General features: G+C 73.4%; 22 protein-coding genes and 1 pseudogene. 6 read left to right on the top strand and 17 right to left on the bottom strand.

The annotated features are described in order from the left end of the window. Nucleotides 1-24 precede the first annotated feature (24 nt). On the top strand, nt 25-1125 hold the full coding sequence (locus tag ACFVTF_RS01425; protein ID WP_387807631.1) for a phosphotransferase: 1101 nt from the start codon (nt 25-27) through the stop codon (nt 1123-1125). Between the two features lie 20 nt (nt 1126-1145). On the opposite strand, the gene ACFVTF_RS01420 is transcribed toward ACFVTF_RS01425, so the two are convergent. The 11 genes and pseudogenes from ACFVTF_RS01420 to ACFVTF_RS01370 form a co-directional block, all read right to left on the bottom strand. Further along, a complete protein-coding gene (locus ACFVTF_RS01420; protein ID WP_387807628.1) occupies nt 1146-2858 on the bottom strand; it encodes a protein kinase in 1713 nt (570 codons plus the stop codon). A 183-nt stretch (nt 2859-3041) separates the two neighbouring features. Then, the gene (locus ACFVTF_RS01415; RefSeq protein WP_387807625.1) at nt 3042-4517 is read right to left on the bottom strand and encodes a protein kinase; all 1476 of its coding nucleotides are present in this window, start codon (nt 4515-4517) and stop codon (nt 3042-3044) included. Between the two features lie 258 nt (nt 4518-4775). Then, complete coding sequence (locus tag ACFVTF_RS01410; RefSeq protein WP_371517897.1) at nt 4776-5387, bottom strand: bacterial proteasome activator family protein; 612 nt, start codon at nt 5385-5387, stop codon at nt 4776-4778. 199 nt (nt 5388-5586) lie between these two features. Further along, complete coding sequence (locus ACFVTF_RS01405; protein ID WP_387807621.1) at nt 5587-6255, bottom strand: hypothetical protein; 669 nt, start codon at nt 6253-6255, stop codon at nt 5587-5589. 164 nt (nt 6256-6419) lie between these two features. After that, the gene (locus ACFVTF_RS01400) at nt 6420-7397 is read right to left on the bottom strand and encodes an NAD(P)H-quinone oxidoreductase (protein ID WP_387807618.1); all 978 of its coding nucleotides are present in this window, start codon (nt 7395-7397) and stop codon (nt 6420-6422) included. A 47-nt stretch (nt 7398-7444) separates the two neighbouring features. Beyond that, nucleotides 7445-8491: a potassium channel family protein gene (locus ACFVTF_RS01395; RefSeq protein WP_387807615.1), complete on the bottom strand. Its 1047-nt coding sequence runs from the start codon at nt 8489-8491 to the stop codon at nt 7445-7447. Nucleotides 8492-8540: 49 nt separating this feature from the next. Further along, nucleotides 8541-9794: a molybdopterin molybdotransferase MoeA gene (locus ACFVTF_RS01390; RefSeq protein WP_387807612.1), complete on the bottom strand. Its 1254-nt coding sequence runs from the start codon at nt 9792-9794 to the stop codon at nt 8541-8543. After that, a pseudogene (locus tag ACFVTF_RS01385) lies at nt 9791-10072 on the bottom strand (DUF6457 domain-containing protein); the annotation flags it as partial. The gene ACFVTF_RS01390 and the pseudogene ACFVTF_RS01385, both read right to left, overlap by 4 nt. Before the next feature lie 106 nt (nt 10073-10178). Then, on the bottom strand, nt 10179-10760 hold the full coding sequence (locus ACFVTF_RS01380; RefSeq protein WP_387807610.1) for a molybdenum cofactor guanylyltransferase: 582 nt from the start codon (nt 10758-10760) through the stop codon (nt 10179-10181). Between the two features lie 16 nt (nt 10761-10776). Then, a complete protein-coding gene (locus tag ACFVTF_RS01375; RefSeq protein ID WP_371517891.1) occupies nt 10777-11832 on the bottom strand; it encodes an MBL fold metallo-hydrolase in 1056 nt (351 codons plus the stop codon). Between the two features lie 232 nt (nt 11833-12064). Continuing rightward, a complete protein-coding gene (locus ACFVTF_RS01370) occupies nt 12065-12829 on the bottom strand; it encodes a polyprenol monophosphomannose synthase (RefSeq protein WP_387807607.1) in 765 nt (254 codons plus the stop codon). Nucleotides 12830-13159: 330 nt separating this feature from the next. Here ACFVTF_RS01370 and manA point away from each other — a divergent pair, with 330 nt between their 5' ends. Next, nucleotides 13160-14350 carry a mannose-6-phosphate isomerase, class I gene (gene manA / locus ACFVTF_RS01365; RefSeq protein WP_387807604.1) on the top strand — a complete coding sequence of 397 codons (1191 nt, stop codon included), beginning with the start codon at nt 13160-13162 and terminating at the stop codon, nt 14348-14350. 74 nt (nt 14351-14424) lie between these two features. On the opposite strand, the gene ACFVTF_RS01360 is transcribed toward manA, so the two are convergent. Beyond that, nucleotides 14425-15903, bottom strand: coding sequence for an acyltransferase family protein (locus ACFVTF_RS01360; RefSeq protein ID WP_387807601.1), 1479 nt, complete (start codon nt 15901-15903; stop codon nt 14425-14427). A gap of 83 nt (nt 15904-15986) precedes the next feature. Continuing rightward, complete coding sequence (gene dnaB, locus ACFVTF_RS01355) at nt 15987-17624, bottom strand: replicative DNA helicase (RefSeq protein ID WP_371517886.1); 1638 nt, start codon at nt 17622-17624, stop codon at nt 15987-15989. A gap of 452 nt (nt 17625-18076) precedes the next feature. Between dnaB and ACFVTF_RS01350 the strand changes: the two genes are divergently transcribed. Next, the gene (locus ACFVTF_RS01350) at nt 18077-19417 is read left to right on the top strand and encodes an MATE family efflux transporter (protein WP_387807597.1); all 1341 of its coding nucleotides are present in this window, start codon (nt 18077-18079) and stop codon (nt 19415-19417) included. Between the two features lie 98 nt (nt 19418-19515). Here ACFVTF_RS01350 and rplI read toward each other — a convergent pair whose 3' ends face one another. The 4 genes from rplI to rpsF all read right to left on the bottom strand — a co-directional run bounded on the left by rplI (nt 19516) and on the right by rpsF (nt 21301). Continuing rightward, on the bottom strand, nt 19516-19962 hold the full coding sequence (rplI, locus tag ACFVTF_RS01345) for a 50S ribosomal protein L9 (RefSeq protein ID WP_063348488.1): 447 nt from the start codon (nt 19960-19962) through the stop codon (nt 19516-19518). Nucleotides 19963-19979: 17 nt separating this feature from the next. Next, nucleotides 19980-20216 (bottom strand): 30S ribosomal protein S18, encoded by a 237-nt coding sequence (gene rpsR / locus ACFVTF_RS01340; RefSeq protein ID WP_030304537.1) that lies wholly within the window; start codon nt 20214-20216, stop codon nt 19980-19982. An 80-nt stretch (nt 20217-20296) separates the two neighbouring features. Then, nucleotides 20297-20914 (bottom strand): single-stranded DNA-binding protein, encoded by a 618-nt coding sequence (locus tag ACFVTF_RS01335; protein ID WP_350876693.1) that lies wholly within the window; start codon nt 20912-20914, stop codon nt 20297-20299. Nucleotides 20915-21010: 96 nt separating this feature from the next. Beyond that, the gene (rpsF, locus tag ACFVTF_RS01330) at nt 21011-21301 is read right to left on the bottom strand and encodes a 30S ribosomal protein S6 (protein ID WP_063348486.1); all 291 of its coding nucleotides are present in this window, start codon (nt 21299-21301) and stop codon (nt 21011-21013) included. 315 nt (nt 21302-21616) lie between these two features. On the opposite strand from rpsF, the gene ACFVTF_RS01325 reads away from it, so the two are divergent. The 3 genes from ACFVTF_RS01325 to ACFVTF_RS01315 all read left to right on the top strand — a co-directional run bounded on the left by ACFVTF_RS01325 (nt 21617) and on the right by ACFVTF_RS01315 (nt 24260). Then, nucleotides 21617-21916: a hypothetical protein gene (locus ACFVTF_RS01325; protein ID WP_063348485.1), complete on the top strand. Its 300-nt coding sequence runs from the start codon at nt 21617-21619 to the stop codon at nt 21914-21916. Nucleotides 21917-22093: 177 nt separating this feature from the next. Further along, nucleotides 22094-23212, top strand: a complete 1119-nt coding sequence (locus tag ACFVTF_RS01320; protein WP_063348484.1) for a peptidoglycan bridge formation glycyltransferase FemA/FemB family protein — start codon at nt 22094-22096, stop codon at nt 23210-23212. A 13-nt stretch (nt 23213-23225) separates the two neighbouring features. Then, on the top strand, nt 23226-24260 hold the full coding sequence (locus ACFVTF_RS01315) for an alanine racemase (RefSeq protein ID WP_371517883.1): 1035 nt from the start codon (nt 23226-23228) through the stop codon (nt 24258-24260). Nucleotides 24261-24282: the final 22 nt, after the last annotated feature.

The raw sequence follows: 24282 nt of genomic DNA, 5'->3' as shown, positions 1-24282 counted from the left end.
GCACGGGGGCCCTAACCTCTGGCTGTGACTTTCAGCCAGACCCTCTCCTGTTCCCCGGCCCGCCCCGACCTCTCCGCGCCGCCGATAGGGACCCTCAGTCCGCCCGTCCCGCGCGCCGCACTCGCCGAGGTCCTGGACCGCTACCGGGTGGGGGAGCTGCTGACCGCCGAACCGGTCGCCGAAGGCCTGCTGAACCGCGGGTACCGGGTCACCACCGGGACCGGCGCGTACTTCCTGAAGTGCTACGTCGACGCCGCCACCGCCAGCCGCCCGAAGATCGTCGCCCACCACCGGGCGATGGCCGGGCTCCAGGCCCTCGGACTGCCCGTCGCACCCCCGCTGACCTGCGCCGAACGAGCCGGTACGGTGGCCGGCTACGGCGGCCGGCTGTTCGCGCTGTTCCCCTGGGTGGATGGCCGACACCGGCACGGTACCGACCTCTCCCCGCCGCAGTGCGACGCGCTCGGCGCGCTGCTCGGCCGACTGCACGGCGCGCTCGACGACGTGTGCGCCCCCTTCGAACAGCCCCCCGGCTACCGCACCGCCGACCCCGTCGACAGCGCCGACCTCGCCCGCGACCTGCGGCGCCACGCCCGCGACCACCGCCCGTACGGCGACCTGGACGCGCTGGTCGAACGGAGGCTCACCGAAAGGCTGGAACTGCTCGCCGAACACGCCCACCGCCGCCCCGCCCCGCAGACCGCCCCGCCCACCGGATGGACCCACGGCGACTTCCACGGACTCAACCTGCTGTACGGCGACGGCCCCGACGGCGGCCCGGTCGCGGCCGTCCTGGACTGGGACAAGCTCGGCCCGCAGCCGCGCGCCGAGGAGGCCGTCCGCGCCGCCACGCTGCTCTTCAACGACCGGACGACCGGCACCCTCGACCTGGTGCGGGTCCGCCACTACTCGCAGTCCTACCGGGCCACCGGAGCCGCCACCGCCGAGCACCTGGCCGCCGCCGTCCACCGGGTCTGGTGGGAGCGGCTGAACGACTTCTGGATGCTCCAGTGGCGCTACCAGCGGGCCGACCACCGGGCCGACCCGCTCTACCCCGCCTCGGCCGGCCAGTTGACGTGGTGGTGCCAGGAGTACGAACAGGTCCTGGACGCCTTCGCCAACTGACCGGTGTCAGCCCGGCCCGATCAGGGCGTCGCCGGCGGCTGGGTCGCCGGCGGCTGGGTGGCCGGCGGGTTCGACTTGGTCGCCGGCGGCTGCGTGGCCGCCCCCGTGCTGCCGCCGGTGCCCGTGCTCGGGGCGGTCGGCACCGTGCTGGGCGTGCCGGGCGCCGTGGTGGGCGGCTGCGTGTGGCTGGGGGTCTGGCTGGGCGACGCGGGCGTCGAGTGCTTGCCCGAACCCGGCGACGGCGACATGTTGTTGTTGCCGTTGTTGTTGCCGTTGTTGTTGTTGCCGCCGCCGCCGCCGTTGTAGCTGCCGCCGTTGCTGCCGTTCTCGGTCGGCTGCGTCGGGCGCCGGCTGCCGGTGTTGGACGCGGGCGGGCTCTGCGAACCGCTCTGGGGCGGCGTGCTGGGCTCGGTCGTGCTGACCGCCGGGAGCGGCGTCGGCGGCACGACGTGCGAGTTCCCGGGTTCGTTGCCGCTGAACGCGAACGCCATGCCGACCCCGGCCGCGAGCAGCACGGCCGCGGTGCCGGCCACCCAGGCCCACGGCCCGCGCCGGCGGCCGGAGCCGCCGTCGTCGTCGCCGTCGTAAGGGCCGCCGGCCCCCGGGTAGGGCGTCGACGGGGTGTGCGGGCCGCCCGGGCCCCCCATCCCCTGGTAGGGCAGCACCGAGGTCTGGTCGCCGGGGCCGATCGCGCCGAAGGCCGCGGTGGCCGCGGTCTGGTCGGGCCGGATCACCTGGGTGGCGTCGGTGTTCCCCTGCCCCGCGGCGGCCAGTCCGGCCGTGGTGCCGGCCCAGCCCGCGCCGCCCGCGCCGTGCATCTCGCGCAGCGCGTGCTGGACGTGCGCGCGGAACTCGTCGGCGTCCTGGAAGCGGTCGTCCGGGTTCTTGGCCAGCGAGCGCAGCACCAGCTGGTCCAGCCCGACCGGCACCCGGCCGTTGGCCTGCGAGGGCGGCACCGGCATGTCCTGGACGTGCTGGTAGACCACCGAGAGCGGGGTGTCGCCGGTGAACGGCGGGCGCAGCGCCAGCAGTTCGTACAGCATGCAGCCGGCCGCGTACAGGTCGGAGCGGTGGTCGACGGGCTTGCCGAGGGCCTGCTCGGGCGAGAGGTACTGCGGGGTGCCCATGACCATGCCGGTCTGGGTCATGGTGCTGGCCGTGCCGGTCAGCGCCCGGGCGATGCCGAAGTCCATCACCTTGACGGCGCCCGCGGTCGTGATGATCACGTTGGCGGGCTTGATGTCCCGGTGGACGATGCCGTTGCGGTGGCTGTAGGCCAGCGCCTCCAGCACCCCGGCGATGATGATCAGCGCCTGGTCGACCGGCGGCGCGTCCTCGTCCACCAGCAGCTCGCGGACGGTCCGGCCCTCGACCAGCTCCATCACGATGTACGGCGTGGACTCGTCCCCGGCGTACTCCTCGCCGGTGTCGTAGACCGCGACGATCGAGTGGTGGTTGAGCCCCGCGACGGCGTGTGCCTCGCGGGTGAACCGCAGCCGGGCGATGTCGTCCTGGGCCAGCTCGCCGCGGAGCAGCTTGACCGCGACCGTCCGTCCCAGCCGTACGTCCTCGGCCGCGAACACCTCGGCCATGCCGCCGCGGCCGAGCCGGTAGGTCAGCCGGTAGCGGCCGTCGCCGACCGTGCCCAGCGGCGCGGCCGTGCCGCGGCCGGGGGTCTGCGGGCCGCCCGGGGGAAACGCGCTGGTCGCGGCGTCGCTGCCGGGTCCGGGCATCCTCGGCGTCCCGCCGGTCCGGCCGTCAGCTCCGGCACCCGTTCCGTCATCCGGCTGCTGCGTCTGTGCCATCGCTCCTCGCCCCGGGCGTTCGCTCGGATCGCGGTGCCCTGTCGCTTCGTATCCCCGAACGCTACCGCCTCCGGCGCGGGCCCGTGGCACGCCCGAACCGGCCGGAAAGCGTCAGAGCAGGCCATTCCGGTCGGCCGGAAGGTCAACCACCAGCACCGCTGCGGGCCGCTCACCGGTGGTGTGCCCGCTCTTGGTCTTCGTCTTGTTGTCCTGCGCCTTGTTGACCACGATCGCGATGACGATGCCGGCCAGCACGAGCACGCCGACGATGATCCCGATGACGACCACGGCCGTCGAGCAGCCGCCGCCGCTGGGCGCCTTCGGCTGCTGGTACGGCGGCATCGGCTGCGGCGGCGGGGTGTGCGCCCGCTGCGGCGGGGCCTGCTGGAGGTACTGGGGGTGCGGCGTGTGCGGCCCCTGCGGACGCGGCGGCTGGAAGGCCGGCGGCGGGGTCCGGTACTGCGGCTGCTGCGGCGGCGGAGGCTGCTGGAGGTACTGGGGGTGCGGCGTCTGCGGCCCCTGCGGACGCGGCGGCTGGAAGGCCGGCGGCGGGGTCCGGTACTGCGGCTGCTGCGGCGGCGGAGGCTGCTGGAGGTACTGGGGGTGCGGCGTCTGCGGCCCCTGCGGCGCCGCGTGCACCGAGCGCGGGCCCTCGTTGATCACCAGCGGCGTGCTGGCCTGCAGCGGGTGCCCGCTGCCGCCGCCCTTCGCGGCCGCGATCAGCCGCTCCGCCTCGTCCCGCATCGCCGCCGCGCTCTGGAACCGGTGCGCCGGGTCCTTGCGCAGCGCCTGGGCGACGAAGGCGTCCACCGCCGGGCTGACCGACCGGTTGAGGGTGGACGGCGCCGGCGGCTCCTCCTGGACGTGCTTGTAGGCGATCGAGAACGCCGAGTCGCCGTCGAAGACCAGCTGCCCGGTGAGCATCTCGAAGAGCATCACGCCGACCGAGTAGAGGTCGGAGCGGGCGTCCACCGGCTTGCCGAGCGCCTGCTCGGGCGACAGGTACTGCGGGGTGCCGACCACCATGCCGGTCTGCGTCATCGACGTGGCGCCCGGTTCCAGCGCCCGGGCGATGCCGAAGTCCATGACCTTGACGTTGCCCTTGCGGTCGAACATGACGTTGCCGGGCTTGATGTCGCGGTGCACCAGGGACATGTCGTGCGAGGCCTCCAGCGCGCTCAGCACGCCGACGATGACCCGCAGGGCCTCCTCGGTCGGCATCGCGCCGTACTGGGCGACCGCCTCGTTGATCGCCTCGCGCAGGCCCTTGCCGTCGACCAGCTGCATGACGATGTACGGGGTGCTGGAGCCGTCCGGCGCGACGTCCTCGCCGCTGTCGTACACCGTGACGATGTTCGGGTGCTCCAGCCGGGCCACCGCCTGCGCCTCGCGGCGGAACCGCTCCTTGAACGAGGCGTCCCGGCCCAGCTCGTTGTGCATGCTCTTCAGCGCGACCTGCCGGTCCAGCACGCTGTCGTACGCGAGGTGCACCGAGGCCATGCCGCCCTCGCCCAGCAGCCGCTGCAGCACATAGCGGCCGTTGCCCAGGGAGGAGCCCCCGACCGCCGCGTTGCCGTGCTCGCTCATGGTCCTCTGCTCCCCCTCGGCGCGGCCGTGGCGCCGCGACCGTGACGTTCGGTCTCGTCCGTGCGTGGTGGGCCGGGCCCGCGGGCCCGGCAGACCCCTGCCGCGGCGGTGCGACCGGCCTGCGACAGGGGTCAGGGTATCGGCTGACGCCGACGGTGATCGGTCCAGGGCCGGTCCTGCCCCCGGACCGCCGGGGCGCCTCCGGCGGCGCCCCGGCCCGGGGCGGACCGTCGTGGTACGTCCGGTGTCGGCGGCCCGTTACAGGTACGGGCCGGAACGGATGCCGCGACCCTGGCCCGGCTCGTCCTCGTCCGGCTCGGCGCCGTGCAGACCGGGCGGCAGCGCCCGCCGCATCTGCTCCAGCTGGGCCCGCGCCGCCATCTGCTGGGCGAACAGCGCGGTCTGGATCCCGTGGAACAGGCCCTCCAGCCAGCCGACCAGCTGGGCCTGGGCGATCCGCAGCTCCGCCTCGGTCGGAATGCTGTCCTCGGTGAAGGGCAGCGACAGCCGCTCCAGCTCGGCGACCAGCTCGGGGGCCAGACCGAGCTCCAGCTCCTTGATCGAACTGGCGTGGATGTCCTTCAGCCGGGCCCGGCTGGCCTCGTCGAGGGGCGCCGCCCGGACCTCCTCCAGCAGTTGCTTGATCATGCTGCCGATACGCATGACCTTCGCGGGCTGCTCGACCATCTCGGTCACCGGGAGCTCACGCGGCAGGTCGCCCTCGTCCTCGTCCCCCGCCGAGCCGGCGAACCCCTGGCCCACGGGCAGCCCGTCCGGTCCGACGATCAGCACCTTCTGGCCGTCCTGCGACTGCCCGCCCGCGGCCTGGAATGGCTGCTGAAACGAGCGCTCGTTCATCGGATTCGTCATGAACAACATTCTCTCTCACTGGGGTTGGTCGGGCGGAAGCCCCCGTACGACCGCCGTCCTGAGCCACCGCTGACGACGGTACGCCCCCGGGCGCCGCCCCGGAATCCGTACGGATACTCAGCTCCCGGCCCGCCCCGGCCCCCCTGGGGCGCGCACACACCCCTCACGGAACCTCCCCCCGCCGCCCCCGCCCCGCGGCTCACCCCCGGCGCAGCCGCAACCCGATCAACCCCAGGCCGCAGCCGATCAACCCCAGCCCCGCGCCCAGCGGGAACTGGAGGGTCGAGGCGTCCCGCCAGCGGGCGGGCAGGACGGCGGGGACGCCGGCGGCGACGGCCTGGGCGGTCGCCGCGGCGGCCGCGTCGGCGGCGTCCGGTGCGGCGTCGGCGCCGGGAGCCGCCGCGTCCGGGGTGCCCTGGTCGGCCTCGGCCTGGTCCCCCGCACCGTCCTGCCCGGTGCTCCGGTCAGGGACCTGGTCGGGAGCCTGCTCGGGGTTCTGCTCGGGAGCCCGGTCCGGCGCCCGCTCCGGGGCGGTGTCGGCGCGCTCGGGCGCCCACACCGCCCAGCGCCGGAACACCCGGGCGTCGCCCCGGCCGGGGCGCGGGTGCTGCGGCGGCCCGACCGCCGGAACGGCCTGGGGCTCCGGCCTGCCCACGGCGGCGGGCTCAGCGGTGAACGGGGACGGCGACGACGCCACCGGCCCGACGGCGGCGGCCGCCGAAGCGGCGGCCAGCGGGAGCGTGAGCCCGAGTACGGCCGCCGCGATCAGTCGCTGGGCCCGGCCCGGGCCGGTACGGCCGGTACGGCGGGTACGACGGTGGTGCGGCGCGGAGGGCAGCGGCCCGAGGAGGTGCGTTGGTGCGGCCACGGTCGGAGGTCCTTCCGACGGCCGACCGCGCGCGGCGGGGTCGGCGGCGGGACAGCTCCGAACCAGCCTCACACAATCCGACGATCAGGGCATTTCGGATGTTCCGCCCCGGGCCACAAGCCCTCGGGCCGCAGACCCTCGGACGGCAGCCCCTCGGGCGAGACTCAGGCCCGCAGCACGACCTTGCCGACCTGCTCCCCCGCCTCCAGCGCCCGGTGCCCGTCGCCGGCGTCGGTCAGCGGCAGCACCCGGTCGATCACCGGCTTCACCACCCCGGACTCCACCAGCGGCCACACGTGCTCGCGCACCGCCGCCACGATCGCCGCCTTCTCCGCCAGCGGGCGCCCGCGCAGATTGGTGGCGATCACCGCGGCGCGCTTGCGCAGCAGCGCGTTGAGGTCGAGCTCGCCCTTCACGCCGCCCTGCAGCCCGATGATCACCAGCCGCCCGTTGACGGCCAGCGCGTCCACGTTCCGCTGCAGGTACTTGGCGCCCATGATGTCCAGGATCACGTCCACCCCGGCCCCGCCGGTCGCCTCCTTGAGCACCTCGACGAAGTCCTGCTCGCGGTAGTCGATCGCGATGTCGGCACCGAGTTCGACGCACCGGGCCAGCTTCCCGGCGCTGCCCGCGGTCACCGCGACCCGCGCGCCCACCGCCTTGGCCAGCTGGATCGCCATGGTCCCGATGCCGCTCGCGCCGCCGTGCAGCAGCACCGTCTCGCCGGGCCGCAGGTGGGCGGTGAGGAACACGTTGGACCACACCGTGCAGGCGACCTCGGGCAGCGCGGCGGCCTCCTCGAAGCCCAGGCCCTTGGGCAGCGGCAGCAGCTGCCCGGTCGGCACCGCGACGAGCTGCGCGTACCCGCCGCCGGACAGCAGCGCGCACACCTCGTCGCCGACCGCCCAGCCGGACACGCCCGGGCCGAGGGCGACGATCCGCCCGGCGCACTCCAGCCCGGGGTAGGGCGAGGCGCCGGGTGGCGGGTTGTAGTTGCCCTGCCGCTGGAGCAGGTCGGCCCGGTTGACGGCGGTGGCCGCCACCTCGACCAGGACCTCGCCCTCGCCGGGCACCGGGTCGGGCACCTCCGCCCACACGAGTGCCTCGGGACCGCCGGGTACGGGAATCGTCATCGCATGCATGACCCGAACCTACTGCGCGTCACGGCGAGGAGCGGGCAAGGCCCGCGTCAGCCGGTCGACTTGATCACGATCACCCGGTCGGTGAGCTGGAGCACGGCGGCCTCGGGCTCGGTGTAGTTGAGCACCCGCCGGCCGCGGACCACCGCGACCACCAGGTCCTCGCACGCGCGCGGGCTGTGCCCGGCCTCGGCCCGGGTGACGGGGCGCTCGACCACGTCCAGGCCGTTGCCGTAGGTGAGCAGGTCCTCCATCACCGCGCCGGCGTGCGGGCTGAGCATCGACAGGCCGAGCAGCCGCCCGGCCGAACTGGAGCTGGTGACGACGACGTCGGCGCCGCTCTGCCGCAGCAACGGGGCGTTCTCGTCCTCCCGGACGGCCGCGACCACGGTGGCGCCCTTGTTCAGCTGGCGCGCCGTCAGCGTGACCAGGACCGCGGTGTCGTCCCGTTCCGGCGCGACCACGACCCGGGCGGCGGTGGGCACCTCGGCCCGCAGCAGCGTGTCGGTGCGGGTGGCGTCGCCGACCACGCCGACCAGCCCGTGCCGGGCGGCCTGGTCGATCACCTTGCGCTGCGGGTCGACGACGACGATCTCGTCCTTCTTCACGCCCTGCCCGAGCAGGGTGTCGACGGCGCTGCGGCCCTTGGTGCCGTACCCGATGACGACGGTGTGCTCGCGCACGGTGGACCTCCAGCGGTTCAACCGCCACTGCTGGCGGGTTCGTTCGGTGAGCACCTCCAGCGTGGTCCCGACCAGGATGATCAGGAACACCACCCGCAGCGGGGTGATCACGAAGATGTTGGTGAGCCGGGCGCCGTCGCTGTACGGGGTGATGTCGCCGTACCCGGTGGTGGACAGCGTCACGGTGGCGTAGTACGCCGCGTCCAGGAAGCTGACCCCGTCGCCCGCGTTGTCGTTGTAGCCGTCCCGGTCGACGTAGACGATCAGGGTCGTGGCGACCAGGACGGCGAGCGCCAGCAGCAGCCGGGAGCCGACCTGCCGGAGGGCCGGCGCGCTCCGCCGGGCGGGCAGCACGATCCCGGAGTCCGACCACGGCTCGGTTCCCGGGGCGGGCGCACCCCGCAGCCTGCTCATGCGGCCACCTCCCCGCTGTCGTGGGGCGCGCACGCCCCGGTGGGCCCGTTCACGGCGCCTCCAGCAGTTCGACGGGTTCGCCGGCCGCCGCGCCGCCGGGCGGGACCACGGCCAGCGCCTCGGCCCGGGCGAGGCCGCGCAGCATCGCGGGCCCGTCGAAGGCGAGCGGGACGACGCCGTCGGCGGTGTGCCGGACGGGCAGCAGCCGGGTGTCCACCGGGTGCCCGGGCAGGCCGACGGCGGTGGGTGCGAGGACCGGGGTGACGGCGGACCGCCCGCTGCGGGCGTGCAGCAGCGGCAGGGCGAGGGTGACCGTCCCGGCGACGGCGGCCAGCGGATTGCCGGGCAGCCCCACCAGGTGACGCCCACCCGGCCCCCCGCTCCGGGCGGGGCCGGCCGACGGGCATGCGGGCGAGGGGAGTTCGGCCAGCAGCATCGGGTGTCCGGGGCGGACGGCCACGCCGTCCACCAGCAGCCGGGCCCCGGCCTCGGCGAGGGCCCGGTGCAGGAAGTCGACCGGGCCGGCCGCCGTTCCACCGGTGGTGACCACGATGTCGGCGGTGGAGTGCCGCAGCGCGTCCCGGAGCAGCCCGAAGTCGTCCCGGACGGACCGCACTTCGGCCACCTCGGCACCGGCCACCCGCAGCCAGGGCGGCAGCAGCGGACCGAGCGCGTCCCGGACCAGGCCCGGACCGGGGACGCCCGAGGCGAGCAACTCATCGCCGAGGACGAACAGTTCGACCACCGGGCGGCGGCGCACGGCGAGCCGGTCGTGACCGCAGGCGGCGGCCAGACCGAGCACGGCCGGACCGACCAGGGCGCCACCGGGCAGCAACGCCTCGCCGCGACGGCACTCCTGGCCGCGCGGGCGGACGTCCTGACCGGTGGTCAGCGATTGGTGGCCGCAGTCGTGCAGCAGCGTGCCGTCCGTGCGGCCGTGCTCACGGCGCAGGACGGCGGTGGCGCCGGGCGGCAGTTGGGCGCCGGTGGCGATCTCGACGGCGGCGCCGTCGGCCAGCGGCGCGGACGCGGCCCGACCGGCCAGCACCCGCCCGGCGACCCGCCAGGGGCCCGGCCCGGCGACCGCCCAGCCGTCCATCGCGGAGGTGTCGAAGGCGGGCAGGTCGGTCAGCGCGGTGAGCGGCTCGGCGAGGGTGCGGCCGAGCGCCTCGGCGAGCGGCAGCCCGACCGCCGGCAGCGGGCGCAGCCCGGCCCGGCGGGCGGCCTCGCGGGCCTGCGCCCAGCTCAGCACGCCGGGACCGGCCGACCGGGCGGCCACGGTGGTCCGGCCGACGGCGCTCACGGCTCGCCCGGCCCGTCGGCGGCGCTCCAGCGCTCGGCGAGCGCGGCGGTCCGCCGGGCGGCCACGGCCACGGCCTCCGGCCCGCCGCCCTGCTGGGCGGCCGCGTAGCCGATCAGAAAGGCGGTCAGCGGCGCGGCCGGGCGGGCCACCCCGTGCGCGACCACCCGGGTGAGGTCGAGCAGTCCCCGGACGTCGACGTCCAGGTCGATGCCCAGGTCGGCCCTGACCTCGGCGATCCAGTCTTCCAGCGTGCGCTCCATGCGCCCATGCTGCCTGATCGGCGGTTTCCCCGGAGTGTTCGCCCCGTGTGCGGCGCGCGTCGTTTCCCGCACGCACACCCGCGCGGTCCGTGCGCACGGACCGGCGGGAACGGTGAAACACGCCCTACGACCGGTCGCGCTCCCGGGCCTGTTCGAGGTCCTCCCAGGTGTCGCAGTCGTAGGCGACGTTGTCGGTGTCGGCCACCAACTGCCGGGCGAGACCGCCGATGAGGCGGCGCAGCGGGAGGCCGGCCGGATCGCCGAGGGCGGCCAGCGCGATGCGCAGCGGGGCGGTGCGGTAGGCGGCGGCGAGCGGCTGGTCGCGCCCGCCGGCGTCGACCAGGACGGCGGCCTCGACGGCCGGGCCCGCCTCGGCGAGGACGGTGACCAGCCGGTCGACGGTCCGTCGGTCCAGGAACGGCAGGTCCGCGGCGAGCAGCAGCACGGTCGGCGCGGTGACCAGGTCGAGTCCGGCGGCGACGGCGGCGACCGGCCCGCCGCCCGGCGGCTGCTCCCTGGTCCGGCGGACGCCGCTGCGCGCGGTCGGCCGGTCGGGGCCGACCACGACGGTGGTGCGGGCGCCCGTGCAGGCGGCGAGCACCCGGTCGAGCAGGGTGGTCTCGCCCACGGTCAGCCCGGGTTTGTCGGCCCCGCCCAGGCGACGGGCGGCCCCGCCGGCCGGGACGATCACGTCGTAGGGCGTCATGCGGCCAGTATCCGCCCTACTCGGCTCCGCCCGTCCCGCGCTCCGGGGACCGCCCGGGCTCCTCGGACTCCGTGGACTGCTCGGGCTCCGTGGACTCCCCGGGCTCCTCGGTGGGCTCGTCCTCGACGATCTCCGCCTCGACGATGTCGTCCTCGACGATCTCCGCCTCGACGATCTCGCCCCCTCGTGCCGCCCGGGCGGTGTTGGCGGCGGCGCCCAGTTCCAGGATGGCCGGCAGCGTCAGCTCCCCGTACCGCTCGTTCATCGCGGTGACCAGTGCCTCCGGGTCGTGCGGGTGCTCGGCCAGCAGCCGGTCGAAGTCCTGGAGGTACTCGCCGGTGAAGGCGAGCACCCGGGCGGCGTCATCGCCCTGGTCGGGGGCGCGGTGGCCGGCGATGACCCGGTCCACGCCGAGGTCGGCGATCCGGCCGAGGTTGTGGCCCCAGGTGGTGCGCTGGGCCGGGGTGGTGTCGGCGGTCCAGACGTGGGTGCCGTTGTAGGCGAAGTCCCCGGCGATCACCGTCCGGATGCTCGGCACGTGGACGACCGTCGAGTCGCCGCAGTCGCCCTGGCCGAGCAGCAGCACGGGGATGACCTGGCGGTCGAGCATGAGGGGCTGCGGCAGCAGCGGGGCAGGGATCAGCGGGTGGTCCGGGATGTCGTCGCCGTAGACCGGCTTCCACTGGGCGACCTTGGCGGCGGCGGTGCGCCGGATGCCGTCGACCACGGCGGGCGCGGCCAGCAGCCGGGCGTCGGGGAAGAGCCTCAGCACCTCCTCGGCGCCGAAGTAGTGGTCGGGGTGGTGGTGGGTGACGACGATGGCGAGCAGTCGGCGGCCCTTGCCGGCGACCCATTCGGCGAGCTCGCGGCCGGCGCTGCGGGTGAGCTGGGCGTCGACCAGGATCGCGGTCCGCTCGCCGAGGATCAGGGTGGAGGTGGCGAAGAAGGCCGATTCGGGGCCGGTGAAGACGGCGACCTCCAGCGGGCGGGCGGGCCGCTCGTGGTCCGGGGCGGCGGCCTCGGCCGCCGTGCGCTCCGCGCCGGCGCCCTCCTCGGGCGGGGACGACGTCACTGGCTGCTCCCTCTGGTCGGCGGTCGGACTTCCTGCGCCCTACAGCATGGGAGTACCGGTGTCGGATTGCGCGGAAGGCGCGCCCGGCGGGGCACGCCTTCCGGCTCAGGTCACATCGCGGCCCGAACGGCCGGAGCCTCGGCGTCGTGGGCGGCCCGCCCCGGGGCACGAGAACGCCCGGGGCTCGTCCGTCGTGACGACGGACGAGCCCCGGGCGGTCACTTCGTGGGGGTCAGCGCTTGGCCGCGCCGCGCAGGCGGGCCAGCCGGTCGGAGACGCCCCAGGCGGTCACCCGCCACAGCGCCTCGATCACGATGTTGCGGCTCATCTTGGACGCGCCCAGCTCGCGCTCGACGAAGGTGATCGGCACCTCGGCCACCTTGAACCCGGCCTTCACCGTGCGCCAGGCCAGGTCGACCTGGAAGCAGTACCCGGCCGAGGCGACCTCGTCCATGCCCAGGCCCAGCAGGGTCTCCTTGCGGAACGCCCGGTAGCCGCCGGTGACGTCCCGGATCGGCACGCCCAGCGCCAGCCGCGAGTAGGTCGAGCCGCCGCGGGAGAGCAGCAGGCGCGACTTCGGCCAGTTCACCACCCGGCCGCCCGGCACCCAGCGCGAGCCCAGTACCAGGTCGGCGCCGCGCAGCGCGCTCAGCAGCCGGTCCAGTTCCTCGGGCTGGTGCGAGCCGTCCGCGTCCATCTCGACCAGGACGTCGTAGCCGCTGTCGATGCCCCAGCGGAAGCCCGCGAGGTAGGCGGCGCCCAGGCCCTCCTTGCCCTTGCGGTGCATGACGTGCACGTTCGGGTCCTCGGCGGACAGCTTGTCGGCCAGTTCGCCGGTGCCGTCGGGGCTGTTGTCGTCGGCGACCAGCACGTGGGCCTCGGGGACCGCCGCCCGCACCCGGCCGACGATCCGCTCGACGTTCTCCGCCTCGTTGTAGGTCGGAATGATCACCAGGACCCTGCCGAGATCAGCAAAACTCTGCTGGTTCACGGTCACGTACAAACCTCTCGGCCGATGGCGGGGAGTGTCAGAACACCATCGCCCGCACTCTGGAACGCGGCTCCGCCGGCAGCCCGCCGACGGGGTGAACCACGGTGGAAACTGCTGTGCAGGGCGGAGACTACTGCGTCCTGGCATCCTACTACCGCGCCCGGGAACCACCGGTCCGGCCAGGGCACTCCCCTCCGGTACCCGCCGTTTCCTCGCGGGCGACACCGGTCGGCTAGGGTCGATGACCTTGCCCGTGTCCGGCCCCCCGCACCGTCGGGCCCGTTGCCCCGACGATCCGGCACACCCGCCACCCAGCGAAGGAGTAGGACCGCGCGCATGGACAGGCTCATCAACACCGTCCGCCCGTACGCCTGGGGGTCGCTGACCGCCCTGCCCGAACTGCTCGGGCAGGAGCCGACCGGCGAACCGCAGGCCGAGCTGTGGATGGGCGCCCACCCCGGCGACCCGTCCCGGGCCGACCGGGGCGAGGGGCCCCGCCGGCTGGACGAGCTGATCGCGGCCGACCCCGAGGGCGAGCTCGGCGCCGCGACCGTCGCCCGGTTCGGTCCGACCCTGCCGTTCCTGTTCAAGATCCTGACCGCGGGCCTCCCGCTGTCCATCCAGGCCCACCCCACGATCGCCCAGGCCCGCGCCGGGTTCGCCGCCGAGAACGCCCTCGGCATCCCGCTGGACGCCCCCGAGCGCAGCTATCGCGACGCCAACCACAAGCCCGAGATGGTCTGCGCGCTGGGCGCCTTCGAGGGGCTCTGCGGCTTCCGGCGGCCCGCCGAGGCGGCCGGGCTGATGGCCGGGCTCGCGGTGCCCGGGCTCGCCCCGCTGATCGACCTGCTGGCCGTCGAGGACGAGGCCGAGGCGCTGCGCGGCACGCTGGCCGCCATCCTCGCCATGGACGGGAAGGCCGCCGAGGAGACCGTCCGGGAGACGGCCCGGGCCCTGGCCCGCACCGACCCGGCCGGCGGCTACGGGCCGTACGCCCGGATCGCCGAGGACTTCCCGGAGGACCGCGGCCTGATCGCCGCCCTGCTGCTCAACCACTTCCGGCTCCGGGCCGGCGAGGCGCTCTACCTGGACGCCGGCGTGCCGCACGCCTACCTGTCGGGCGCCTGCGTCGAGCTCCAGGCCAACTCCGACAACGTGCTGCGGGCCGGCCTCACCCCCAAGCACATCGACCTGCCCGAGCTGCTGAAGGTCCTGGTCTTCGAGGCCGGCGCCCCCGAGCTGCTGCACCCCCGCCCGGTCGACGGCACCGCCGGCGAGGAGCTCTACCCCGTCCCGATCGACGAGTTCCGGCTCTCCCGCTTCGTCCTGGACGGCCGGGACCGCGAGGTCGACGGCCGCGCCCCGCAAATCCTGCTCTGCACCGAGGGCACCGCCCGGCTCACCGCCGCCGACGGCACCACCCTGGAGCTCGCCCGCGGCCGGTCGGCCTTCCTCCCCGCCACCGGCGCCCCCACCCGGCTGTCCGGCACCGCCACGACCCTCTTCCGCGCCACCGTCACCGTCTGACGGCGCCCGGGGGCCACGCGCCGAGGGCTCGCCTCCCGGGTGGGAGGCGAGCCCTCGGCGCGTCCGTGCGGCGGTCAGCCGACCCGTTGCCCCGGGCCGCCGGCGCCGACTTCGACCGGCACCTGTTCCTGGTCCTGGCCCCCGCCCTGGCCCTTCTCCCCGGACTGGGCCTTCTCCCCGGACTGAGCCGGAACGGCCCCGGCGGCCTCGCCGGTCGCGGGCGCCCCGGTCGACGGGGCGGCCGCCGGCTGCGGGGCACCGCCCGGCCAGCGGCGCTCGACCGCCTTGGCCACCTTGCGGCCCAGCTTCTGCACGGGCAGCTCCACCAGCCGGTACATCACCCAGCTCGCCAGCATGATCACGACGAGGTACTCGGCCGTCCAGATCAGCTTGCCGCCGGTCGTCGGCGGCACCTTGGGCACGTGCAGCAGCGGCTGGATGGTGTGCACCAGCGGGACGTGCAGCAGGTAGAGCGAGAAGCTGATCCCGCCGAGCCAGGTGAGCGGCTTCGGGAAGCGGCGCTTGCGCAGCGCCATGCCGATGCCGAACGTGATCCAGGCCCCGAGGTAGGAGCCGGCCCAGGCCATCCAGCCGGACGTCCAGGTGTTCTGCTCCATGCCGTCACGGTTGTACATCCAGGCGACGGCCACCCCCGCGACGAGCACGAAGCCGCAGCACATGATCGCCTGGAGGCGGTCGATCTGGCGGTTCTCGGCCCGGTAGATCGCGGTGCCCGCGAACATCGTCGCGAAGATCATCAGGGTCTCGAACATCGGGGCCCGGCTGTTGTTGTACATCAGCACGAAGCCCAGCAGGCCGAGCGTGATCGCCCCGACCCGGGTCAGGTTCGGCCGGCCGCTCAGCACGCAGGCGAAGCCGAACAGCACGATCAGGACGGAGCCCCAGACCAGGTTGCGGGTCGAGGTGATGTCACTGGTCAGCGTGTGGGAGGCGATGGAGGTGCCGAAGAGCAGCGCCACGCCGGCGAAGCCGACCGCGATCGGGCCGCTGCGGCGGTGCTGGCCGACCGTGAAGAGCGCGGTGACCATGTAGTAGAAGACCATCTCGTAGCTGAGGGTCCACATGACGCCCAGGCCGTTCCAGACGCCCATGAAGTCCTGCAGCATGGTCGAGTTGGCGGCCACGTAGATCAGGTCGTGATCGGTGGCGAAGAGCGCGACCGAGCCGTCGCCCTTCGGGATGATGGCCAGCGCCACCGTGATTCCGATGATCACCGGCGGCCAGAGCCGGAAGATCCGTCCGATCCAGAACGCCCGCACGTCCCCGCGGCGCTCCAGCGAGGCCGGGATGATGTAACCGCTGACCAGGAAGAACAGCATGACGCCGTAGAGGCCCAGGTCGGCGTGCCACCAGATGAAGGACGCCACCCCGTCCGGCAGCATCTTCAGGACGTCGAAGTGGTGGAGCGCCACCACCAGGGCGGCCACGCCGCGAAGCGCGTCGAGCCAGCCCAGCCGACTGGCCGATCCGCCCGCCCGAGCCTGCTTGCTTCCCCCGGCCCGGCGGGCGGACAGCTGTCGTATCGTTTTCACCGCACGGACAGTAGCTCATCACACTGATGCGTTCGCCTCGGTGACGGTCGGACGAGGCCTCCCGAGTGCCCCCGCGGCCGTTCCTAGTCCCGGGTCATGTCGACGAAGCGCGAGTAGTGGCCCTGGAAGGCCACCGTGATGGTGGCGGTGGGGCCGTTACGGTGCTTGGCGACGATCAGGTCGGCCTCGCCGGCGCGCGGGGACTCCTTCTCGTAGGCGTCCTCGCGGTGGAGCAGGATGACCATGTCGGCGTCCTGCTCGATCGAGCCGGACTCGCGCAGGTCGGAGACCATCGGCCGCTTGTCGGTGCGCTGCTCGGGACCACGGTTCAGCTGGGAGAGCGCGATGACCGGGACTTCCAGCTCCTTGGCCAGCAGCTTCAGGTTTCGCGACATGTCGGAGACCTCCTGCTGGCGGTTCTCCGCCCGGCGGGAGCCGCCGGACTGCATCAGCTGGAGGTAGTCGATGACGACCAGCTTGATGTCGTTGCGCTGCTTGAGCCGGCGGCACTTGGCCCGGATCTCCATCATCGACAGGTTCGGGGAGTCGTCGATGAACAGCGGCGCCTCGCTGACGTCGGGCATCCGGCGGGCGACGCGGGTCCAGTCGTCGTCCGTCATGTTCCCGGAGCGCATGTGGTGCAGCGCGACCCGGGCCTCGGCGGACAGCAGTCGCATGGCGATCTCGTTGCGGCCCATTTCGAGCGAGAAGATCACGCTCGGCAGCTTGTTCTGGATCGAGCAGGCGCGGGCGAAGTCCAGCGCCAGGGTCGACTTTCCCATCGCGGGGCGGGCCGCGATGACGATCATCTGGCCGGGGTGGAGGCCGTTGGTGAGCGCGTCGAAGTCGGCGAAGCCGGTCGGGACGCCGGACATCTGGCCGTTGCGGGAGCCGATCGCCTCGATCTCGTCGAGGGCGCCCTCCATGATGTCGGCGAGCGGCGCGTAGTCCTCGTTGGTGCGCTGCTCGGTGACGGCGTAGATCTCCGCCTGGGCGGCGTTGACGATCTCGTCGACGTCGCCCTCGGCCGCGTAGCCCATGCCGGCGATACGGGTGCCGGCCTCGACCAGGCGGCGCAGGACGGCGCGCTCGTGGACGATCTGCGCGTAGTACTCGGCGTTGGCGGCGGTCGGGACGGAGTTGACCAGGGTGTGCAGGTAGGAGGCGCCGCCGACGCGCTGCAGTTCGCCGCGCTTGGTGAGCTCGCCGGCCACGGTGATCGGGTCGGCCGGCTCGCCGCGGGCGTACAGGTCGAGGATCGCGCCGTGGACCATCTCGTGCGCGGGCCGGTAGTAGTCGGCCGGCTTGAGCACCTCGACCACGTCGGCGATGGCGTCCTTGGACAGCAGCATGCCGCCGAGGACGGACTGCTCGGCGGCGAGGTCCTGCGGGGGGACGCGCTCGAAGCCGTCCACGCCGCCCTGGCCCTCGTCGTCGCGGCGCTGCCAGCCGCCGCCACCGCTCTGCGAACCGTCGCGCGGGGCGCCGCTCCGGCCGCCCTTGCCGCCCTTCTGGAAGCCGCCCTCACGACCGCCGCCGTCCCGGTTGCCCTCCCGGCCGCCGCCCTGGCCGGAGCGGCTGCGGGAGACCGGGAGCCGGTCGCCGGGCCCGTCGGGGAAGGACGCGTCGTCGAAGGCGCCGGCCGGGAAGGGGTCCTCGGCGGGCTGCCAGTCCTCCTCCGGCGGCGGGGCGTCGTGGTCGTCGTACTGGGGGCCGGTCACGCGTGTTCCCCGATCAGCGAGTGGTGCGAGTTGGAGCGGGCCTTGCCGGTGGCTGGGTGGAGCGGAGCCGCTCCTCTTTGTACGCCACGGCACCGACAAATCGGACGCCGGGGCGGGCGGGAGTGTCGGGCGGAGGGCCCACGCTAAGGCGCCGGGAGCCGTTCAGCCAAGGCGGTTATCCACAGGGGGTGTGGACGAGCGGCCCTGGGCTGTGGAGAAGTGCCGCAAAGCTGTGGACGCCCCTGTGGAAGGCCCTGTGGATAACCAGACCATCTGTCCACCGTCAACCTGCTGACCAGGTATTACCTCTTACCGGGCCTGTGCATGAGAAATTCTTCACACGCAGCCGGACGCCCGCGGGCGCGCAGCGGGCCGAGCGCCTCGCTCAAGAATTCGAGTAATAGCCAACTACCACTAGCAGTCATTACCTGTGGATGAGTAGCCTGGAGCCCATGACCGCCCCTCCCGCAGCCCCGACCCCCTCCAGACGCCGGCACGACCGGGAGATCCTCGCACTGGCCGTCCCGGCCTTCGGCGCGCTGGTCGCCGAACCGCTGTTCCTGATGGCCGACTCGGCGATCGTCGGCCACCTCGGCACCCCGCAGCTGGCCGGGGTCGGCGTCGCCGCCGCCGCGCTGTCCACCGCGACCGGCGTGTTCGTCTTCCTCGCCTACGCCACCACCGCGGCGGTGGCCCGCCGGATCGGTGCCGGGGACCGCCGCGGCGCCGTCCAGCAGGGCGTCGACGGCATCTGGCTCGCCCTCGGCCTGGCCGTCCCGGTGGTGCTGCTCACCGTGCTGCTGGCCCCCTGGGCGGCCGACGTCCTGGGGGCCTCGGAGACCGCCGCCCCCTACGCCGTGACGTACCTGCGGATCAGCGCCCTGGGCATCCCCGCGATGCTCATGGTGATGGCCGCCACCGGCGTGCTGCGCGGCCTCCAGGACACCCGCACGCCGCTGCTGGTGGCGATCGCGGGCTTCACCGCCAACATCGGCCTGAACGCCGGCCTGGTGTACGGCGCCGGGCTCGGGGTGGCCGGCTCGGCCTGGGGCACCGTGCTCGCGCAGACCGGGATGGCCGTCGTCTACCTGGTCGTGGTGGTGCGCGGGGCGCGGCGCGAGCACGCCTCGCTGCGGCCGGACGCGACCGGCATCCGGGCCAGTGCCAGAGCGGGCGGTCCGCTGCTGGTCCGGACGGTCAGCCTGCGCGCGGTGCTGATGATCGCCACCGCGGTGGCCGCCAGGCTGGGCGACGACCAGGTGGCCGCGCACCAGATCGCCATGACGCTGTTCAGCTTCCTGGCCTTCGCCCTGGACGCCATCGCGATCGCCGGCCAGGCGATCATCGGCCGCTACCTGGGCGCCGAGGACGTCCCGGGCGCCAGGGCCGCCACCCGCCGGATGGTCGAGTGGGGCATCGGCTCGGGCGTGCTGCTGGGCCTGCTGGTGGTGGCCGCCCGCCCGCTGTACGTCCCGCTGTTCACGCCCGATCCGGCGGTGCAGGGGCAGTTGGACACCGCCCTGCTGCTGCTCGCGCTCAGCCAGCCGGTCGCCGGCCTGGTCTTCGTGCTGGACGGGGTGCTGATGGGCGCCGGGGACGGCCCTTACCTGGCCTGGGCGGCGATCGCGACCCTGGCGGTGTTCACCCCGGCGGCGATCGCGGTGCCGGCCACCGGCACCGGGCTGGCCGGGCTGTGGTGGGCGATGAACCTGTTCATGCTGGTCCGCGCGGCCTTCCTGGTCGGGCGGGCGCGCGGCGGCCGCTGGCTGGTCACCGGGGCCGTCCGGGGCTGACGGCGCCGGGGCCGAACGTTCCAGCACGGAACGCGCCGGAACACGACCGAGGGCCGGACTCCCGGAGGAGTCCGGCCCTCAGGCCACTGCTACGGAACTCAGGCAGCGACGACGGCGACGTCGAGGTTGGCCTGGACGTCGGCGTGCAGCTTGACCGAGACCTTGTGGGTGCCCACGGTCTTGATCGGCGAGGCGATCGCGACGGCGCGCTTGTCCACGGCCGGGCCGCCGGCGGCCTTGATGGCCTCCACGACGTCGGCCTGGGTCACCGAACCGAACAGACGGCCGGCGTCGCCCGAGCGAACGGCCAGCTTGACCTGGACGCCCTCGAGCTTGCCCTTGACCTCGTTGGCGGCCTCAAGGGTCTGGATCTCGTGGATCTTGCGGGCGCGACGGATCGCGTCGACGTCCTTCTGGCCGCCCTTGGTCCAGCGGATGGCGTAGCCACGCGGAACCAGGTAGTTGCGGGCGTAGCCGTCCTTGACCTCGACGACCTCGCCGGCGGAGCCGAGACCCGGCACCTCGTGCGTGAGGATGATCTTCATTACTTGGTCACCCTCTCTTAGCGCGCGGTGCTGGTGTAGGGCAGCAGCGCCATCTCACGGCTGTTCTTCACGGCCGTGGCGACGTCACGCTGGTGCTGGGTGCAGTTGCCGGTGACCCGGCGGGCACGGATCTTGCCACGGTCGGAGATGAACTTCCGCAGCAGGTTCGTGTCCTTGTAGTCAACGTAGTTGACCTTGTCCTTGCAGAAGACGCAAACCTTCTTCTTCGGCTTGCGAGCAGGCGGCTTCGCCATTGTGTGCTCCATTTGGGGTTCACGGCCCGGCCTGCGTCCTCAGGACGCCGGCGGCCGGGCCGCACGAAATCTGTCAGCTCTTAGAACGGGGGCTCTTCCGAGAAGCCGCCACCGGACGGGGCGCCCCAGCTGCCGCCGCCCTGCTGGCCGCCGGACGGAGTGCTGGACGCCCACGGGTCGTCGGAGGGGCCGGACTGGCCGCCGCCGCCGGAGTTTCCACCCCAGCTGCCGCCGCCCTGCTGGCCGCCACCGCCGCCCCAACCGCCCTGCTGGCCACCGCCGCCGCCCTGCTGGCCGCCGAAGCCGCCACCAGAGCCGCCGGGGCCACCGGACCGGTTGGCCCGGGTGACCTTCGCGGTCGCCGAGCGCAGGCTCGGGCCGACCTCGTCGACCTCGACCTCGAAGACCGTCCGCTTCTCGCCTTCCTTGGTCTCGTAAGACCGCTGGCGCAGTCGGCCCTGCACGATGACGCGCATGCCGCGCTGCAGCGACTCGGCCACGTTCTCCGCCGGCTGCCGCCAGACGTTGCACGTGAGGAAGAGGCTCTCGCCGTCCTTCCACTCGTTCGTCTGACGGTCGAAGGTGCGGGGGGTGGACGCGATACGGAACTTCGCGACCGCCGCACCCGACGGGGTGAAGCGCAGCTCGGGGTCGTCGACGAGATTGCCGACGAGGGTGATGACGGTCTCGCCTGCCATGGTGGTGATGACCTCTCGGGAAGATGTCCGTTCACCGCTGTTTCACGTGAAACAGCGGACGCGAGCTACCCGAGACCCGAAGGCCTCAGAGGTGGCTCAGTGGGTGTCCGGGCGCAGGACCTTGGTCCGCAGAACCGACTCGCTCAGGCCCATCTGGCGGTCGAGCTCCTTGACGACCTCAGGCGTGGCCTTCAGGTCGATGACCGAGTAGATGCCCTCGGACTGCTTGTTGATCTCGTAAGCCAGACGGCGACGACCCCAGGTGTCGACCTTCTCCACCTTGCCGCCGGCGTTCCGGACGACGGTGAGGAAGTTCTCGATCAGGGGGGAGACAGCGCGCTCCTCGACCGAGGGGTCGAGGATGACCATCACCTCGTAGTGACGCATGGGTAACCCACCTCCTTTGGACTCAACGGCCACGGTCTCTCCGTGGCAGGAGGGTTGTGCAGCGTCGGCACCGGAGCAGTGACGACACCGGCCACCGTAGCGGCCGGGTCCGACAATCGGGCCCCGCTCACCCGACGGGGTGGTCGCCCGGAAGAGGGCGCAAGGGGGCACAACTACACCAGTGCAGACGGCACAGCCTACCCGCACCCGGACGGCCGAACAAAACGCATAGGGGTTGTGAGACCGACCCAACCGCCGCAATCTGGACGGAACGGGATTCCTGCCCGTTCGTCTCCACGCCAGGAGGTGGGACACATGGCCCAGTCCGTCCACCGCATGCCCGCGCTCACACTGAACACCGACGGCCACCCGCACCCCCGCGAGAACGCCCTGGTGGGCCTCACCGCCGTGCTGGGCGTGATCGCCTTCACCACCTCGTTCTTCCACAACCTGCACCTGCTGACCTCGTGGACCGGTCTGTTCGGGATCATCACGGGGCTGCTCGGCATGTTCGTCTCGGTCACCACGGCCGAGCGCTTCGTGCTGATGATCACGCTCGGCGCCTCCGCCATCGGCTTCTACCTCGGCATCGCCCGGGGCGGCCTCTGGGGCTGAGCCGCCCCGGTCGCACCGTTCCGGAACCCTCGGCGCCCCCGTGGCGTATCTGCAAGGAGACAGGTACGCGACGGGGGCGCCGTCGCGCCCGCAGCGGCGGGCGCCCGGGCCCCGGACGATAGGGTCAGCCCGAGAACCTGGGCCCACCGCAGCCCGACCGACGAGGAGCACCGAGCAATGAGCCTGCGCCTGAGGACGATCACCCGCGAGGAGCACCTCGCCTTCATCAGGAGCCGCGCCTCGGCCAGCCACATGCAGGTGCCGTCGTGGGGTGACGTGAAGGCCGAGTGGCGCTCGGAGTCGATCGGCTGGTTCGACGAGGCCAACCAGCTCGTCGGCGCCGGCCTGGTGCTCTACCGGCAGCTGCCCAAGCTCAAGCGCTACCTCGCCTACCTGCCCGAGGGCCCGGTCATCGACTGGTTCGACCGGGACCTCGACCGCTGGCTCTCCCCGATGCTCGCCCACCTCAAGTCGCAGGGCGCGTTCTCGGTCAAGATGGGCCCGCCGATCGTCATCCGCCGCTGGAACGCCCCCACCATCAAGGAGGCCATCGCCGGCAAGCAGGCCAAGCGCCTGCGCGACGTCGAGGCCGACTGGTACGAGGCGCGCGCCTTCGAGGTGGCCGACCGGCTGCGCAAGGCCGGCTGGCTGCAGGGCGAGGACGGCGGCGCCGGCTTCGGCGACGTCCAGCCGCGCTACGTGTTCCAGGTGCCGCTGGCCAACCGCTCGCTGGACGACATCCACAAGAACTTCAACCAGCTCTGGCGCCGCAACATCAAGAAGGCCGAGAAGAGCGGCGTCGAGGTGTACCAGGGCGGCTACGACGAGCTGCCGATCTTCCACCAGCTCTACCTGGTGACCGCCGAGCGCGACAAGTTCACCCCGCGCCCGCTGTCCTACTTCCAGCGGATGTGGAAGGCCCTCACCGCCGAGGACCAGAACCGGATGCGGCTCTACATCGCCTACCACGACGGCGAGCCGCTGGCCGCGACCACGATGCTGGTGGTCGGCGAGCACGTCTGGTACTCCTACGGCGCCTCGGCCAACCACAAGCGCGAGGTCAAGCCGTCCAACGCGATCCAGTGGCGGATGATGCGCGACTCCTACGCGCTCGGCGGCGGCGTGTACGACCTGCGCGGCATCAGCGACACCCTGGACGAGAACGACCACCTGTTCGGCCTGATCCAGTTCAAGGTCGGCACCGGCGGCCAGGCCGCCGAGTACCTCGGCGAGTGGGACTTCCCGCTCAACAAGCTGCTGCACAAGGCCCTCGACCTCTACATGTCCCGCCGATGAGGAGGCTGACCCGATGACGCTGTCGCTCTACCTCGACACCGAACGCTGGCGCACCCACCAGCGCTCCGTCCTCGCCGAGTTCCCCGGCCTGGTGCCGGTCGCCAAGGGGAACGGCTACGGCCTGGGCAACCACCGGCTGGCCGAGGAGGCGACGCTGCTGGGCACCGGTGTGCTGGCCGTCGGCACCGCGTACGAGGCGGCCGACGCCGCCGAGTGGTACGGCGGCGAGCTGCTGGTGCTCACCCCGTACCGGGTCGGCGAGGAGGCCCTGCCGCTGCCGCACGCCCGGGTGATCCGGACGGTGGCGAACCTGGACGCGCTGCGGGCGCTGCACGGCGCCCGGGTGGTGGTGGAGTGCATGACCTCCATGCGCCGCCACGGGGTGAGCGCCGCCGACCTCGCGGCCGTCGCCGCCGAGCTGGACGGCGTCGCCTTCGAGGGCCTGGCGCTGCACCTGCCGATGGACCGGCCGGACGGCTCCAGCCCGACCGAGGAGGTCGTCCACTGGGTGGACACCGCCCGGGCGGCCGGGGTGCCGGTGCACACCGTGTACGTCAGCCACCTCGGCGCGGCCGGCATGGAGCAGCTGGCCCAGCGCTACCCGGACATCGTCTTCCGGGCCCGGATCGGCACCCGGCTCTGGCTGGGCGACCACGGCGCGCTGGAGGTCCGGGCCACGGTGCTGGACGTCACCCCGGTGAAGAAGGGCGACCGCTACGGCTACCGCCAGCACCCCGCGCCGGCCGACGGCCACATCGTGGTGGTGGCCGGCGGCACCGCGCACGGCATCGGCCTGGAGGCGCCCAAGTACGTGCAGACCATGGCCTCCCGGGCCAAGGGCATCGCCCGGGCCGGCCTGGCGACCGTCAACAAGACCAAGTCGCCGTTCCACTGGGCCGGCAAGCAGCTCTGGTTCGCCGAGCCGCCGCACATGCAGGTCTCGCTGCTGTTCCTGGACGGCGAGACCAAGCCCCCCGCGATCGGCGAGGAGCTCGGCCTCCAGGTCCGGCACACCACCACGCACTTCGACCGCGTGGTGGACCGCTAGGGCGACCGAAGCGCCTGAGCGC

Source organism: Kitasatospora sp. NPDC057940 (genome assembly GCF_042887425.1).
Taxonomy (GTDB): Bacteria; Actinomycetota; Actinomycetes; order Streptomycetales; family Streptomycetaceae; genus Kitasatospora.
Note: the sequence above shows the minus strand (reverse complement) of the source record. Positions and strands in the feature narration are given on the sequence as shown.